The following is a 14,913-nucleotide window of genomic DNA, read 5'->3' as shown; positions in this document are numbered from 1 at the left end:
AAAGGAGAGTGACTTATGCATGAGTTTGATGAAGTGTTCATACAAGTATTGGTTTTATTGGCCATTGCGATAACGGTCGTCGGCATCGCTAGAAAAGTAAAGCAGCCTGATACAATCGCATTAGTTTTAGTTGGGCTATTACTTGGTACCACCAGTTTTCCATTTCCTTTTATAGATCAGGCGGAACAATTTATTACCCAGTCAGAAGTTTTTCAAGTCATTATCATTTCACTATTTTTACCGATCTTACTTGGGGATGCTACTTTGAAATTGCCCTTTCATCACTTATATAAACGAAAAGAAACGGTAATTGGTCTTGCTTTAGGTGGGACGTTCATCTCATTTGTACTTATTGGTTTTTCAACTCACTTTTTATTAGGTCTTCCTTTAGCAGTCGCTTTTACGTTTGCGGCGTTAATGAGTGCAACCGATCCAATCAGTGTCTTATCGATTTTCAAATCGGCAGGCGTTTCAGAAAAGCTGTCAACGATTATGGAAGGTGAATCACTTTTTAATGATGGAATTGCGATCGTTCTATTTCAAATTGCATCTGTTTATTTATTAACTTATATTGATATGGGGTGGGCAGGATTAGGCAGTGGCGTGTTACTATTTCTTCGTTTTGCTGTAGGAGGAATATTGGTCGGCGTCATTCTTGGATACTTATTTTCACAAATTCTTCGTTTTTATGACGATTATCCTTTTGAAATTGCCATATCTGCATTATTGTTTTTCGGCAGCTATTTTATCGCAGAACATATTCACGTATCAGGAATCATCGCTGTAGTGGCAGGAGGATTTGTTTTTAATGATTACGGCGCTAGAATTGGAATGTCCGAGTTAACGAAAAATGCGATCAATACCTTTTGGGACGTGATTACACTTATTGCGAACTCGTTAATTTTCTTGATTGTCGGATTAGAAATTCGCAATATCGATTTTTCTGGACAATATGTAATTATTGTATTGGCCATTGTTATCGTCTTAGTGGCGAGAGTTGTAGCGCTATTTTTCAGTACGATGCCAGCCAAAGATTTAAATCGAAAAGAGCGGATTTTATTAAACTGGGGCGGATTAAAAGGGAGTTTATCCATTGCCTTAGCATTAAGTCTACCGGCAAGTTTTGACGGACGTGAAACGATTTTAATCCTAACGTTTGCGGTCGTTCTGTTTTCTCTCGTCATCCAAGGGTTAACCATTAAACCATTGATCAAACTATTAGGACTGCAATCAAAATAAAAACAGTAATGCCAATAAAATTAAACCGATCCTGTAATAATAGGGTCGGTTTTTTTCTGTATCAATTGTCGAATTTCTTAACTCTTGGCGTTCAGATAAAAAGAACTGGCGTAAACAATGAGTGCTGTATTGAAAAAGGCGGGTGAATCGGGCTATAATGAGAAGGTTATTATTTGATGGGGAGGCGGAGAGACATGCAAAAGACAGTGGAAATAAAACTGACAACGACGATCCGTCAGCCGGATATGGAAGAACAAGTAATGGTGTTGGAATCTCGAGGAACATTGACGGAGAAAAACCAGCTGCGCTATTTGCAGTATGCCGAGCAGCAAGACGACCTTGAAATTCGGACGACAGTTAAACTTCAAGAAAATGAAGCAGTGATTATGAGAAGCGGCGGCTTGCAGATGCGGCTCCCTTTTTTATTACATAAAGAACAAACCGGCAATCTAACAAATGAACAAGGGTCATTTATGTTGACGACAAAAGCGCATGAGCTTTCTGTCAGCGATACGCGGTTTATGGTTCGTTACGATTTATCGTTAGGTTCAGATCCTGTCGGGGAATACGAAATGGAAATACAATTTATGGAGGTTAAATAATGAATGCAGTAGAACAAGTTCAACACGCCATTAAAACGGCATTTGCAGAAGCAATCGAAAAAGCAGAATTAACAACAGAGGCTGTTGAAGTACAGTTAGAATCGCCAAGAGATAAAACAAACGGTGACTATGCTACGAATATTGCGATGCAGTTAACACGTTTGGCGAAAAAGCCACCTCGTGCGATTGCAGAAGCGATTGTAGCAAATCTTGATAAAGATGCAGCAAACATTCAAACAGTAGATATTGCTGGACCAGGATTTATCAACATTACGATCAAAAAAGATTATTTGCAGGACGTTGTCAAAACGGTGCTAGAGCAAAAAGAAGACTATGGTCGTTCAACAGCTGGTGCTAATGAGCGTATACAAGTCGAGTTTGTTTCGGCTAACCCAACTGGTGACCTGCATTTAGGGCATGCACGTGGATCTTCAGTTGGCGATTCGCTTTGCAATATTTTAGACTTAGCGGGCTATGATGTGTCTCGTGAATATTATATTAACGATGCCGGTAACCAAATTAACAATTTGGCGTTATCTATTGAAGCGCGTTATTTTGAAGCGTTAGGTAAAGGCGACAGCATGCCGGAAGACGGCTATCGCGGACAAGATATTAAAGATATCGCAGAAGCATTAGTACAAGAGCACGGGGATAAATTTGTCAGCATGACGCATGAAGAGCGCTTTGAAACGTTCCGTCAACACGGTTTGAAAGTAGAATTAGCTAAATTGCAGCATGATTTAGCGAACTTCCGCGTTGAGTTTGATGAATGGTACCCAGAATCATCACTATACAAAAACGGTAAAATTGACGAAGCTCTAGCTAAACTTCGTGAAAATGGTCATGTCTTTGAAGAAGAAGGCGCTACTTGGTTCCGTTCAACAACATTTGGCGATGACAAAGATCGCGTATTGATTAAAAATGATGGCACATACACATACTTAATGCCAGATATCGCTTACCATGAAGATAAATTGCAACGTGGTTTTAGTAAGTTGATCAACGTTTGGGGTGCTGATCACCATGGCTATATTCCACGGATGAAAGCAGCGATCGAAGCACTTGGTTATGACCGTGAAACGCTTGAAGTTAGCATTATTCAAATGGTGCAATTGTATAAAGACGGCGAAAAAATGAAGATGAGCAAGCGTACTGGTAAAGCGGTAACGATGCGCGAGCTAGTCGAACTCGTCGGATTAGACGCTGTGCGTTATTTCTTCGCAATGCGTTCAGGTGATTCGCATATGGACTTTGATTTGGATTTGGCTGTTTCTCAGTCAAACGAAAATCCAGTTTATTATTCGCAATATGCGCATGCGCGTATTAGTTCGATCTTGCGTCAAGCTGAAGAGCAAGGTTTGCTAGCTTCAGAAGAGCATTTGAATTTATTGACTTCAGAAAAAGAAATTGATGTCTTGAAAAAGATCGGTGATTTCCCACAAGTCATTGCAGATGCAGCAAAACAACGTGCACCTCATCGCATTACAACGTATATCCAAGAGCTAGCGTCAAATTTCCATAGCTTCTACAATGCCAATAAAGTATTGGATGCATCAAATGTCGAGATGACAAGTGCTCGTTTAGCATTGATCACGGCTGTGAAAACAACATTAGCGAATGCATTAAAAACAGTAGGCGTCGAAGCTCCTGAAAAAATGTAAGCAAAAGCTAAACAATTGCGTGTATAATAAAACCAAGAAACAGAACTTAATAGCAATTCATAAAGGTGCTTATGTCTAAGAACATGAGTTAAAAGGGAAGCCGGTTCGATTCCGGCGCGGTCCCGCCACTGTACGTGAGAGGAATTTGCAATATGCCACTGAAGCAACGCTTTGGGAAGGAGCAAAAACCAACGATCACAAGCCAGGAGACCTGCCTTTATGTCAACACACTCATATGCCTGCGAGGAAAGGCTGGATGCGCATGCTTTTTTATGGCGTCCTTTCAATCCCTCGCAGAACTTTGCGGGGGATTTTGTTTTGGATTCGTTTTGGGTCGTTCACAAATAAGGGACCGTCTGCAAAGATTTTCTATAACAAGAACACTATACTCTAGGGGGATTTTATTGATGAACAAGTTATGGAAGTTTGGGGCAACAGCAGGATTAGCAGCAGTTTTAATGGCAGGATGCGGAGAAACAGCAGCTCCGGAAAAAGAAGTCGAAACACCAGCAGAACCACCAACTGAAGTTGCGGAAGTTGAGTTTCCGGTAACAATAACAGATGCTGTAGGCAATGAAGTTGTCATTGACGAAGAGCCTGGAGCCATTGTTTCAATGATTCCATCTAATACAGAAATTGCTTATGAGCTAGGATTGGGCGATAAAATCGTTGGCGTATCGGAATATGACAACTACCCAGAAGAAACAGCTGACGTTGAAAAAATCGGCGGACAAGAATTCAATGTTGAAAAAATCATTGGCCTTCAACCAGACTTAGTTTTAGCACACGAATCAGGATTAGGTGTGGGCGATGCCGGACTGCAACAATTACGTGATGCCGGTCTTGATGTATTTGTTGTTCAAAATGTAGAGAGCTTTGATGAAGTTTACGATTCGATTACGACAATCGGACAAGCAACAGGTAGCATGGAAAGAGCGGAAAATATTGTCTCGGAAATGGAAGCTCAAGTAGCCTCGATTGAAGAGTTGGCAGCAACAGTTGAAGAACCAAAAACGGTCTTTTTAGAAGTCGGCAGTCAACCGGATATTTACACAACAGGTAGCGGGACGTTCATGGACGAAATGTTAACGTTGATTAATGCAGAAAACGTTGCTGGCGACTTAGAAGGATGGGTTATTATGGACCCAGAAGCAATCGTTGCAGCAAATCCAGACGTCATTATTACAACCGAAGGCGCTTATGTTGAAGATGCAGTCGGTCAAATCAAGTCTCGTGGTGGCTTTGCAGAAGTAACAGCAGTTAAAGAGGAAGCGGTTTACAGCTTAGATTCAGATATGCTCACTCGTTCTGGCCCACGTTTAACAGCGGGACTAATGGAAATGGCACAGGCAGTATATCCTGATGTATTCAATGAGTAAAAATATACTAGCGTATAGCGTCTCGCTATTTCTGTTAGTGGGAGCGGTATTGTTAGGTGTTACGGTCGGAACGGTATCTATATCACCGGTGGTGCTATGGAATCCTTCATTCGATGAAGCGGCTGCCAATATTTTATGGAATATTCGTATGCCACGTGTGGTTTTAGCAGGACTTGTTGGAGCCGCGTTAGCGATTGCTGGCGCAGCTTTTCAAGGGCTTTTGAAAAATCCATTGGCCGATCCTTACACCCTGGGAGTGTCTTCCGGTGCCTCAGTCGGCGCTGTGATGACGCTCTTTTTTGGTATCTCTATCCCGTTTTTAGGGCCATTCACTTTACCGGTTATGAGCATGATCGGCGCATTACTGACGATGTTTGCTGTTGTCAGTTTTGCGAGATTGGTGGATCGCTCGATGAAAATGGAAACCGTGATTTTAACAGGTATTATATTTAGTTCTTTTCTTGGATCGATTATTTCGTTGATGATTGCCTTAACCGGTGAAGAATTACGTCAAATAATTGGTTGGTTACTCGGAAGCGTCTCAATGCGTGGGTGGCCATATGTGCGAATGGCATTGCCTTTCGTCTTGATTGGCTCATTTGTATTATGGCTCAAACGTCGTGAATTGAACGCGATGTTGTTTGGTGAAGAACGTGCGCAACATCTCGGTGTAGATGTGAAAAAAAGCAAAATGACGATTTTAATTGGGGGATCTGTCCTGACAGGTGCTGCCGTTTCCGTTTCAGGAACAATTGGTTTTGTTGGCTTAGTCGTGCCACATATGACTCGATTACTATGGGGGTCGGATCACCGTCATGTGTTGCCTTTATCTTTTATCAATGGGGCTGCTTTATTAATCGTTTGTGATTTAGTATCAAGAACGATTATTTCTCCAACAGAATTACCAATTGGTGTCATTACTGCGTTTATCGGAGCACCAGTATTTGCCTTTATCTTTTTCCGTCAACGCAAAGGAGGAGCTTAACGATGCTCGAAATCAGTGGACTAACAGGCGGATATGGCGAGAAAAAAATCGTTGAAAACGTGTCATTTACCGTCAATAAAGGCTCGATCCTCGGTATACTAGGACCGAATGGCAGTGGTAAATCAACACTAATGAAATTAATCAGTGGCGTATTGCCAGCAAAGAGTGGAGAAATTCGCATTGAAGGAACACCAATTTCAGATTTTCCAGCAAAAGAACTAGCTAAGAAAATGGCCGTATTGCCTCAACTTCACGTTCATTCTTTTGCTCATACAGTTCGGGAAACAGTATCACTTGGCCGTTACCCCCATCAAGTAGGCTGGTTTTCTTCTTGGTCAACAGAAGATGAGCAGGCGGTACAAGAAGCCATGAGATTGATGGACATTAGCCAATATGAAAAAACACAAATTGACCAAATGTCGGGTGGCGAACAACAGCGTGTCTTTGTTGCACAAGCGTTAGCGCAAGACGCAGGGATTTTGTTGTTAGATGAACCTACCAATCATTTAGATATTAATCACCAAAAAGAATTGCTCGATACAATTAAAAAACAAGCGATTGAAAAAAACTTAACCATCGTATCGATTTTCCATGATATCAATTTAGCATCTATGTATTGCGATCAATTATTATTGCTCGATGAAGGAACGATTGTTCGAATTGGTGAACCGCACGAAGTGGTGCGAGAGCAAGATATTAGAGCAGTTTACAAAACGCGAGTTAGCAATCATCCGCATCCGGAATTGCCAAAACCGCAAATTACGTTATTGCCAGGAGTCAAAAGTGAAATAAAGAACCATCGAATTTGTGCAAAAGATTTTATCGTTTCAAAAAATATGGTGCTGTACCAGAGCCCAACGCCATTAAAAACGGTTTCTTCGGCTGTTGTCAATGCAGGAGCTGGATGGTTCCGAAATTTTATGAATCGTCGTGTAGATGCCGCTTATAACGTAGATGACAGTGTTCAAGAAATGACCGAGTTTATAGAGAGTCATGGGTTGAAAATAACTGACACAGTAGGGATGATGACCGCCGTTCAAACGAAAGACGCGATTGTTAAAGAATACGAAGGACCATTTGGGTCAGTCGTTATTGCGGTTACTGCTGGCGTCGGCAATGGTGTAGACGTGTCAAAAGCGGTAGAACGAACGGTACAGGTGGGAACGATTAATACGTGGATTATGGTCAACGGTGTTTTGTCAGACGAAGCGTTTATACAAGCGATGATTACGGCGACTGAAGCTAAAACGAAAGCACTTCAAGAAAGACAAGTCAAAGATCCGCTCACGGGTACGATTGCAACAGGGACATCTACTGACAGCTGTTTAGTAGCGGCCACGCAACAAGGTGATAGTTTACCTTATGCAGGTCCTATCACAGAGCTTGGCAAATTAATCGGCATTGGTGTTTTTGAGTGCACAATTAAAGCGCTCGAATTATATGAACTAGCGAAAGCGAAAAACGTATGATGTTACATCTAATAGCAATTTTTTTAGGAATCGTTATTGACCGCATTGTTGGAGATCCACCTAATTGGCCGCATCCGGTTCGTTGGATTGGGACTGCAATAAAAAAATTAACCAATCGTTGGAATCGGGGAAAAAATACATTCCAAAACGGGTTTTTACTACTTATAACGATTGCGATTGCGGTCTTCTTAATTGTATATGGCATTGTCTATTTAGCTTACTCGATCAATCCGGTATTCGGTGTTGCGATAGAAGCGTTGTTAATCGCATCAGGACTGGCACAAAAAGGGCTGAAAGATGCAGCGATGGATGTTTATCAGCCCCTTGTCGATCAAAATATGGACTTGGCACGTGAGAAATTATCATGGATTGTTGGAAGAGACACAGATGGATTAGATGAAAGTGAGATTACGCGTGGCGTTGTCGAAACGGTATCTGAAAATACGAGTGATGGCGTAACAGCCCCATTATTTTGGGCGTTTTTACTTGGGGCACCAGGTTTGTGGCTATACAAAGCCGTTAATACACTCGATTCAATGGTCGGTTACAAAAATGACGAGTTTAGGGACTTTGGATTTGCATCTGCAAAAGCAGATGATGTCTTGAATTTTATACCAAGTCGCATAACAGGGTTTTTACTGATCGTTCTAACAAAAAGTCATCAAACACGATCATTACGTCAGCGTCTTGGAATTTGGTTACAAGATGCACCTAAGCATCCAAGTCCAAACAGTGGCTGGTTAGAGGCGGCAACGGCTGTTCAATTAGGTGTTGAATTAGGTGGAACAAATCGGTACCGCGGCGTTACATCGCATCGTGCGTTAATGGGAAGTCCGATTTACCAACTTGAAGCACATCATATTAAAGAGGCAATTAGACATATGCAGAAAGTAACAATTGGGTTTTTTATATTATTTGCGTTAGGGGGAATTTTACTTGGAATTACCTAATCACGGAGCCAATCCACTGCGCTTATATAAACAAGCAGGCATCAGCCCACCCGAACAGATTTTGGATTTTAGTGAAAATGTCCACCCATTTGGTCCACCTGCGTTTTTAAAAGATCAATGGTCGGAAATGTATCCATTAATCGGTTCTTATCCAGATCCAGATGGTGAACCTTTTCGTTCGTCTGCGGCATCTTTTCATCATGTCGGTGTGGACCAAATAGCTGTAGGAAACGGAGCAGCTGAAGTTTTTACTTGGTTGGCTAGAAGGTATAGAAATCAACAAATAGTTTTAATCGAGCCAGCCTTTTCGGAATACCGCCAAACCTTGGAAGCGGAGAATGTTGAGGTTAAGGCGATTCAATTGCAATCAAAAACCGATTGGACATTAACACTCGAAAATGTCCGGAATGCTATACCGGGATGTGCTGCAATCTACATATGCAATCCGCATAATCCAACGGGTGTATTCATACATATTGAAATGCTTCAACATATCGCGAAAACGTGTCTAGATCACGGTTGTGAACTCGTGCTTGATGAAGCGTTTATCGATTTTATCGGTGAAGAAGCTTCTTTCATACCATTTTTAAACAGATTTCCAAATGTTATTGTCGTTCGTTCCATGACCAAAATGTATGCGATTCCAGGTCTGCGTCTCGGTTATGTAGTCAGTCAGAAAGAGACAATCAAACAATTAAAAAGTGGAGCTGCGCATTGGAACGTTAATGCGCTGTCCGCAACAATCGGCGCAGATTGTTTAAAGCAAAGTGATTATCGCGAAAAAGTGATCAAAGCAGCAACAGATGAGCGAGAAAAGATGCAACGGTTTTTAACAATGCACCATTGTGAGACAACAAAATCTGCGGTGAATTTCATGTCATTTAAGTTGCCTAAATCCAAAAATGCCACTGCATTTTTTACAGACCTTTTGAAAAAAGGGATTGTCCTTCGTCATACCGAATCTTTTCAAGGAATGGATGGCCAGTGGTTTCGAATCGGCATGAAATCATCTGACTATATGGAAAAACTTCGGGAGGCGATAAGCGAATGGCTCGAGGTCAGTTAGTTTTTATTAGCGGAGGCGTACGCAGTGGCAAAAGTGCTTATGCCGAAACGATTGTCCGCACATTTGGCGCGACCCGTAAAGTGTATATCGCAAGTGGACAAGCTCACGATAAGGAAATGAAAGAACGGATTGAGCGTCATCAACTCGATCGCTTGCAAGACGACTGGTTTACCATCGAACAAGCAAATCACATGGAAAAGGCGATCGAAAAAATGCAACCGCATGACTTAGTGTTATGGGATTGTGTGACGACATGGCTCGCCAATGAATTATACGAAGGTTGGGAAACGAATAATATATGTGCGGATAAAGCTGGCTGTATGGAAGCGAAATGGAGCCACTTGCAAAAGACAATTGAGCAAATGCTAAATACCGTTGATTTATTGACTATTGTTTCGAATGAAGTGCTCGATGATTTTGTGCGAGACGAACGATACCAAGCGTGGCTTGGAAAAATTCACATGTGGCTTGTAGAAAGAGCGGATAAAGCAATCGAAATGGAAAATGGTCTGGCATTTAGAAGGAAGTGAGAACATGCGAGGAATAATGATTCAAGGAACTTCTTCAGATGTTGGAAAAAGTATGCTTTGTACGGCATTTTGCCGAATTCTTTCGGATGAAGGTGTGAAAGTCTCTCCTTTTAAATCACAAAACATGTCGAACAACTCCTATGTGACGGTGTCTGGCGAAGAAATTGGTCGCGCGCAAGGTGTACAGGCAGAAGCAGCTCGCACGATCGCCACTGTCGATATGAATCCTATTTTATTAAAGCCTGAAAGCGGCATGAAATCACAAGTGGTGTTGTTTGGTAAACACCTCGAAACAATGGACGGCATGGACTACCGAGCACAATTTTACGAACAAGGATTACAAGCAATTGATCAAGCACTGACCAATTTAGCAGAAAGCTTCACCCATTTAGTTATTGAAGGAGCGGGCAGTCCCGCCGAAATGAATTTAAACGACCGCGAACTGGTCAATATGACAGTGGCAAAGCGGGCAGATGTTCCGGTAATCTTAGTAGCAGATATTGAACGTGGCGGCGTCTTTGCATCAATTGTTGGAACGCTCGCGTTAGTGCCAGAAAAAGAGCGTATAAAAGGCTTGATCATCAATAAATTCAGAGGAGATGCCAAGCTTTTTGAAGACGGCGTGAAGTTTTTAGAATCGTATACAGGCATTCCGGTACTTGGCGTTATCCCTTATATGGACAGTCACGAAATCGAGCAAGAAGATTCTCTCGGAGTCGGAGTGGTGCAACAGCAATCTGCTATTGAAGGCGCAATTGATTTAGTGGTTTGTAAGCATCCTTACGTATCCAACTTCACCGATATTGAGCCGTTTTTAACCGAGCCAGATGTTTCGATTCGTTGGGTAGAAACTGTAGAAGAAATTGGACAACCTGATATTTTATTGGTGCCAGGCACAAAAAGCACCATTGCGGATTTGCGCTATTGGAAAAAGCAGGGGCTTGGAGAAAAGTTGAAATCATTAACAGCTGATACATGGGTGGTCGGCTTATGTGGTGGTTATCAAATGTTTGCTGAAACTTTATCAGATCCCGAGGGACATGATGGTGTTGCAGTAATAGCCGAAGCGGGCTTTAGTTTGGTGCCAAATATGCATGTCCTTTTTGAAAAAGAAAAAACGGTTCAACGTCAAAAAGGAAAAGTGAAATTCGGAAGTTTAGAAGTCCAAGTGAGCGGCTATGAAATTCATCATGGCCAAGTATCAGGAGTCGAACATTCTTTAATCGATTGTGGAAACTCGGGAGAAGGTTATTGCTATAATCGGGTAATGGGTACGCATCTACACGGATTTTTCCGTAACCCAAGCTGCCGAGCTGCATTTTTAGCGCCGATTCGCAAACAGAAAAACTTACCGTTACCTGCACATGAAAAAAGGGAAGATCCTATTGATAGCTGGGCAAAACATGTGAAAAATTATTTAGACTGGAAGAAAGTCACAGAAATAATGGAGGCAAGCCTATGACACGCCAGTTAAAGATCGGATTTCTATTGGCACTTCAATTTTTCTCTGTGATTCCAGTCCATAAACAATTTCCGATGGAGAAAAAATACATTACGGTCATGTATGGGATGCTCCCTATACTAGGGCTATTATTTGGTAGCATAATGGCAACTATTGTTTGGTTATTGCGTGATGCGACAGATAGTAGTTCATTAATAATCGGTTTTATAGTGGTTTTGATTGGAATTGCATTGACCGGTGGATTGCATATGGACGGATTGGCAGATACCGGAGATGCTTACTTTTCTTATCAAGACCGTGACAAGCGTTTGGCGATTATGGGCGACCCACGAATCGGTGCTTTTGGTACGATGGTGTTAGTAATGGCCATTGTGGGAAAAATCATTCTTGTGGCTGAAATCATTAATGAAGTATCACTGTTATGGGTTTTATTGATACCTGTGTTTTCGCGAATTGGCTTATTGGCTTTGTTTAGTTTTACAAAATCGGCAAAGCCAGATGGCGTAGCTGCCTTTTTTCAGCAACGAGTTAGCCATGATAAATTGAGGCTTGTCGCCATCGCAGCATTTGTTTTTAGCTTCATGCTACTTGTTTGGAGTACGCCTTTTTTAGCGGTTATTATCATAATCATCTTTTTAATAGGATTTACATGGTTTTACCGCGCTTGGTGTATCCGCAACTTTGGTGGCGTGACGGGAGATTTGCTTGGTGCGTATGTGGAAGGAGTGGAGATTTTATTATGGATAATTCTTTTGTTCTTCGTTTAATTCGCCATGCTCCAACACGAGGAAACGAGCAAAAACGTTATATTGGCTGGACCGATGAATCGGTTTTGCCATTCGATGCTCAACCTGATTTGCAGATAAAAGAAGTTATGGGCAGTGATTTAAAGCGGTGTCGAGAAACCGCAGCTAAATTGTTCCCAGATGCAGTTTACCGGGCAAATAGAGATTTGCGAGAATGTCATTTCGGCCAATGGGAAATGAAAACCTATGAACAGTTAAAAGAAATACAACATTATCGCGACTGGATAGACGATCCTTGGAACATTAGCCCGCCTAGTGGTGAAAGTTTAAAAGACATGGCGGAGCGAGTTGAGCGAGGCATGCGGAAAATACCAATTGGCAAAAAAGTTACATTAGTTCTTCACGGAGGACCGATTCGTTATTTAATCGCACAAGCTTTAGGTGAGAAATTTCAAGATCAAATTGCGCTACACGGAGGCTGCCATACGTTAATTTGGCAAAGTCGCCAAGCGTTTGAGGAGCGGGCATTATGCACATCGTTTTCGGTGGAGCCTTTAACGGCAAACGACAATATGTGAAAAATTTGATACAAAATGAAAAAGCATCTTGGTATGAAGGCGTATTGCCACAAGCGATTGTCGATGATTCGATAATGGTAATCGCCGGAGTAGAGCATTGGGTAAAAAAAGAGCTCGAACAAGGCTTAACAGAACAGCAAATTGTAGAGCAAATCAAAGAAACACTACACTACAATTCATCGCAACAAATCTGGGTGTTAACAGATTTGAACCGAGGCATCGTGCCGACAGAGCGGATCGAGCGTGAAATGCGCGACCTTGTTGGCCGGTTGTATCAATTTTTATTTACGGAAGCACAGCAAATTACACGAATTTGGTACGGTATTCCACAAACGATAAAAGGGGCGGATCAAGGATGAAGATTTACACGAAAACAGGGGACAAAGGACAAACAAGTTTAATCGGAGCGCGTACAGACAAAGATGCACCACGCGTTGAAGCATACGGAACAATTGATGAAGTCAATTCATTTATAGGCAAAGCGATGACTGAATTGGCACCTGAAACTTATGCAGATTTACTGGAAGATTTAGAAGCCATTCAAAACGAATTATTTGATTGTGGTGGAGATTTGGCAGATGTTCGTAAAGAGCCGAATTATAAAATGACAGAAGAACCAGTAGAAGTTCTAGAAAAACGAATTGATGAATTGATGGAAGAACCACCACTTCTTGAACGTTTTATATTGCCTGGAGGAACTCCAGCTGCTGCAACGCTCCACATTGCGCGTACAATTACACGTCGTGCTGAAAGACAAACAGTTACGTTGATGAAATCTGGAGAAGATTTCCCACAAGTAGTTCAACGTTATTTAAACCGGTTGTCGGATTATTTATTCGCAGCTTCACGCGTAGTCAACTCGCGTGCTAGCGTGCCGGATAACGAATATGTTCGCAGTGCGAAAGTATTTAAAAACGGCGGACGTAGCAAAAAAACGGGTGAGTAAGATGACGACTAGAAAACTAGCGTTAGCGGCATTATTCATTAGCTTATCTGCAATTGGTGGAATGATTAAAATCCCACTAGGTATCGCATCAATTGCGCTAGATGCGATGCCGGCACTCTTAGCAGTGCTGTTTTTTACAGCACCGCTCGCCGGTACTATTGCGGCATTTGGTCATTTATTATCGGCATCATTCGGGGGTTTGCCACTCGGACCGTTTCACCTACTTATTGCAGTAGAAATGTGGGCAGTCGTATGGCTTTTTGCAAAACTGCATCATGCTGGAAAGCGTTGGTTGAAATGGGCTGCATTCATCATTGGTAACGGAGTGTTGGCAGCAGTGCCGTTTTACTTCCTCCTGTCACCCGCATTTTTTTATGCTTCTGTTCCTGCGTTATTAATTGCGGCATCGATTAATGCTGCAGTAGCTGCTCTATTGATGCCTTATGTTTTGAAGATAAGTGAGGGTTCAAGAAATGCGTCATGAACTATTGATTGATGGATTTGTCATCACTTCAGATAATTCAGCAGCAATTGGCGAGAAAGAACAAGATGTTTTACAAGTTCCTGATGCTGTTACAGCAAAATTTGCGGCACGTGTGGCCTTGCTTGAGCAATGGGCAGCAGGTAGCGAACCACAAGCAGTACTCATTCACAATTTCAGTGGAGCTTCTAGTTGGAATCAGTATGTCGAAGGAATTACCGAGCTTTTTGCAGAAACGCAATTAGCTCTTCCAGCAATTTCTGGGAGTACTGAAACCAATATGCTTACTAAGCAATCGGGTATCGCTGTTACAATGATCGGCAAAGAGTTGCGGAAACCAATGTCTGTTGAGTCTTTGCAATGGTTTGTTTATGGCGTCCCTTTAATTGGCCCAGAAGTATTGACTAGAGTAGATCAAACGGCCAATCTAGCTTTACTTAAAAAGGCACTCGACTTATCTTTAGTCGAACAAATTTGGCCAGTTGGTTCAAAAGGTATTGCGGAAGAATTCAAATTGCTAATAAAGTGGTCAGTGAAAATTTCAAGCGCACTTGATCTAAAAAAATCTGGCGGGCCTGCAACTTGTGTTTTAGTGGGTGTGCAACACAAAAATGTAGAGCGAGCACAGCAATATTTTGGAGATCATTTGTATTTAGTCGAATTTGAGTAAAGTCTAAGCAGTATCCTATAATGGGATACTGCTTTATTTATTTAGTGCTCGAGCATGCAATGGAATTTACATTCTCTTTTATATTTAGGTTGACTGAATGCTCATTCATATTTTAATATAGAACATAGTATCGACAAGTTAGAGTCATT

General features: G+C 41.8%; 16 protein-coding genes and 1 riboswitch. All 16 genes read left to right on the top strand.

The annotated features are described in order from the left end of the window. The first annotated feature begins 15 nt into the window (after positions 1–15). Positions 16–1,239, top strand: a complete 1,224-nt coding sequence (locus PLANO_RS12410) for a cation:proton antiporter (protein ID WP_038704756.1) — start codon at positions 16–18, stop codon at positions 1,237–1,239. A 194-nt stretch (positions 1,240–1,433) separates the two neighbouring features. Then, positions 1,434–1,841, top strand: coding sequence for a YwiB family protein (locus tag PLANO_RS12405; protein ID WP_038704755.1), 408 nt, complete (start codon positions 1,434–1,436; stop codon positions 1,839–1,841). Further along, positions 1,841–3,502, top strand: a complete 1,662-nt coding sequence (argS, locus tag PLANO_RS12400; RefSeq protein ID WP_038704754.1) for an arginine--tRNA ligase — start codon at positions 1,841–1,843, stop codon at positions 3,500–3,502. The genes PLANO_RS12405 and argS overlap by 1 nt, the downstream gene beginning before the upstream one ends. Before the next feature lie 46 nt (positions 3,503–3,548). Further along, positions 3,549–3,735: riboswitch (cobalamin riboswitch) on the top strand. A 174-nt stretch (positions 3,736–3,909) separates the two neighbouring features. Continuing rightward, on the top strand, positions 3,910–4,881 hold the full coding sequence (locus PLANO_RS12395; RefSeq protein ID WP_038704753.1) for an ABC transporter substrate-binding protein: 972 nt from the start codon (positions 3,910–3,912) through the stop codon (positions 4,879–4,881). Continuing rightward, positions 4,874–5,866 carry a FecCD family ABC transporter permease gene (locus tag PLANO_RS12390; protein WP_038705455.1) on the top strand — a complete coding sequence of 331 codons (993 nt, stop codon included), beginning with the start codon at positions 4,874–4,876 and terminating at the stop codon, positions 5,864–5,866. Before PLANO_RS12395 ends, PLANO_RS12390 begins: the two co-directional genes overlap by 8 nt. 2 nt (positions 5,867–5,868) lie before the next feature. Next, positions 5,869–7,335: an adenosylcobinamide amidohydrolase gene (locus PLANO_RS12385; protein ID WP_038704752.1), complete on the top strand. Its 1,467-nt coding sequence runs from the start codon at positions 5,869–5,871 to the stop codon at positions 7,333–7,335. Then, positions 7,332–8,285, top strand: coding sequence for an adenosylcobinamide-phosphate synthase CbiB (cbiB, locus tag PLANO_RS12380; protein WP_038704751.1), 954 nt, complete (start codon positions 7,332–7,334; stop codon positions 8,283–8,285). Before PLANO_RS12385 ends, cbiB begins: the two co-directional genes overlap by 4 nt. Next, on the top strand, positions 8,272–9,351 hold the full coding sequence (locus tag PLANO_RS12375; RefSeq protein WP_038704750.1) for a pyridoxal phosphate-dependent aminotransferase: 1,080 nt from the start codon (positions 8,272–8,274) through the stop codon (positions 9,349–9,351). The genes cbiB and PLANO_RS12375 overlap by 14 nt, the downstream gene beginning before the upstream one ends. Then, positions 9,333–9,881 (top strand): bifunctional adenosylcobinamide kinase/adenosylcobinamide-phosphate guanylyltransferase, encoded by a 549-nt coding sequence (locus PLANO_RS12370; RefSeq protein WP_038704749.1) that lies wholly within the window; start codon positions 9,333–9,335, stop codon positions 9,879–9,881. Before PLANO_RS12375 ends, PLANO_RS12370 begins: the two co-directional genes overlap by 19 nt. 4 nt (positions 9,882–9,885) lie before the next feature. Then, positions 9,886–11,343: a cobyric acid synthase gene (locus PLANO_RS12365; RefSeq protein ID WP_038704748.1), complete on the top strand. Its 1,458-nt coding sequence runs from the start codon at positions 9,886–9,888 to the stop codon at positions 11,341–11,343. Beyond that, positions 11,340–12,110, top strand: coding sequence for an adenosylcobinamide-GDP ribazoletransferase (gene cobS / locus PLANO_RS12360; RefSeq protein WP_038704747.1), 771 nt, complete (start codon positions 11,340–11,342; stop codon positions 12,108–12,110). Before PLANO_RS12365 ends, cobS begins: the two co-directional genes overlap by 4 nt. After that, the gene (locus tag PLANO_RS12355; protein ID WP_038704746.1) at positions 12,083–12,667 is read left to right on the top strand and encodes a histidine phosphatase family protein; all 585 of its coding nucleotides are present in this window, start codon (positions 12,083–12,085) and stop codon (positions 12,665–12,667) included. Before cobS ends, PLANO_RS12355 begins: the two co-directional genes overlap by 28 nt. Then, positions 12,619–13,026: a bifunctional adenosylcobinamide kinase/adenosylcobinamide-phosphate guanylyltransferase gene (locus tag PLANO_RS12350; RefSeq protein ID WP_038704745.1), complete on the top strand. Its 408-nt coding sequence runs from the start codon at positions 12,619–12,621 to the stop codon at positions 13,024–13,026. Before PLANO_RS12355 ends, PLANO_RS12350 begins: the two co-directional genes overlap by 49 nt. Further along, positions 13,023–13,613, top strand: coding sequence for a cob(I)yrinic acid a,c-diamide adenosyltransferase (locus PLANO_RS12345; protein WP_038704744.1), 591 nt, complete (start codon positions 13,023–13,025; stop codon positions 13,611–13,613). The genes PLANO_RS12350 and PLANO_RS12345 overlap by 4 nt, the downstream gene beginning before the upstream one ends. A gap of 1 nt (position 13,614) precedes the next feature. Beyond that, the gene (locus PLANO_RS12340) at positions 13,615–14,097 is read left to right on the top strand and encodes an ECF transporter S component (RefSeq protein ID WP_038704743.1); all 483 of its coding nucleotides are present in this window, start codon (positions 13,615–13,617) and stop codon (positions 14,095–14,097) included. Next, the gene (locus PLANO_RS12335) at positions 14,087–14,764 is read left to right on the top strand and encodes a hypothetical protein (protein ID WP_038704742.1); all 678 of its coding nucleotides are present in this window, start codon (positions 14,087–14,089) and stop codon (positions 14,762–14,764) included. The genes PLANO_RS12340 and PLANO_RS12335 overlap by 11 nt, the downstream gene beginning before the upstream one ends. Positions 14,765–14,913 lie beyond the last annotated feature (149 nt).

The sequence above is a fragment of the Planococcus sp. PAMC 21323 genome (assembly GCF_000785555.1).
Classification (GTDB): Bacteria; Bacillota; Bacilli; order Bacillales_A; family Planococcaceae; genus Planococcus.
This window is presented reverse-complemented; position numbering and strand designations above follow the sequence as displayed.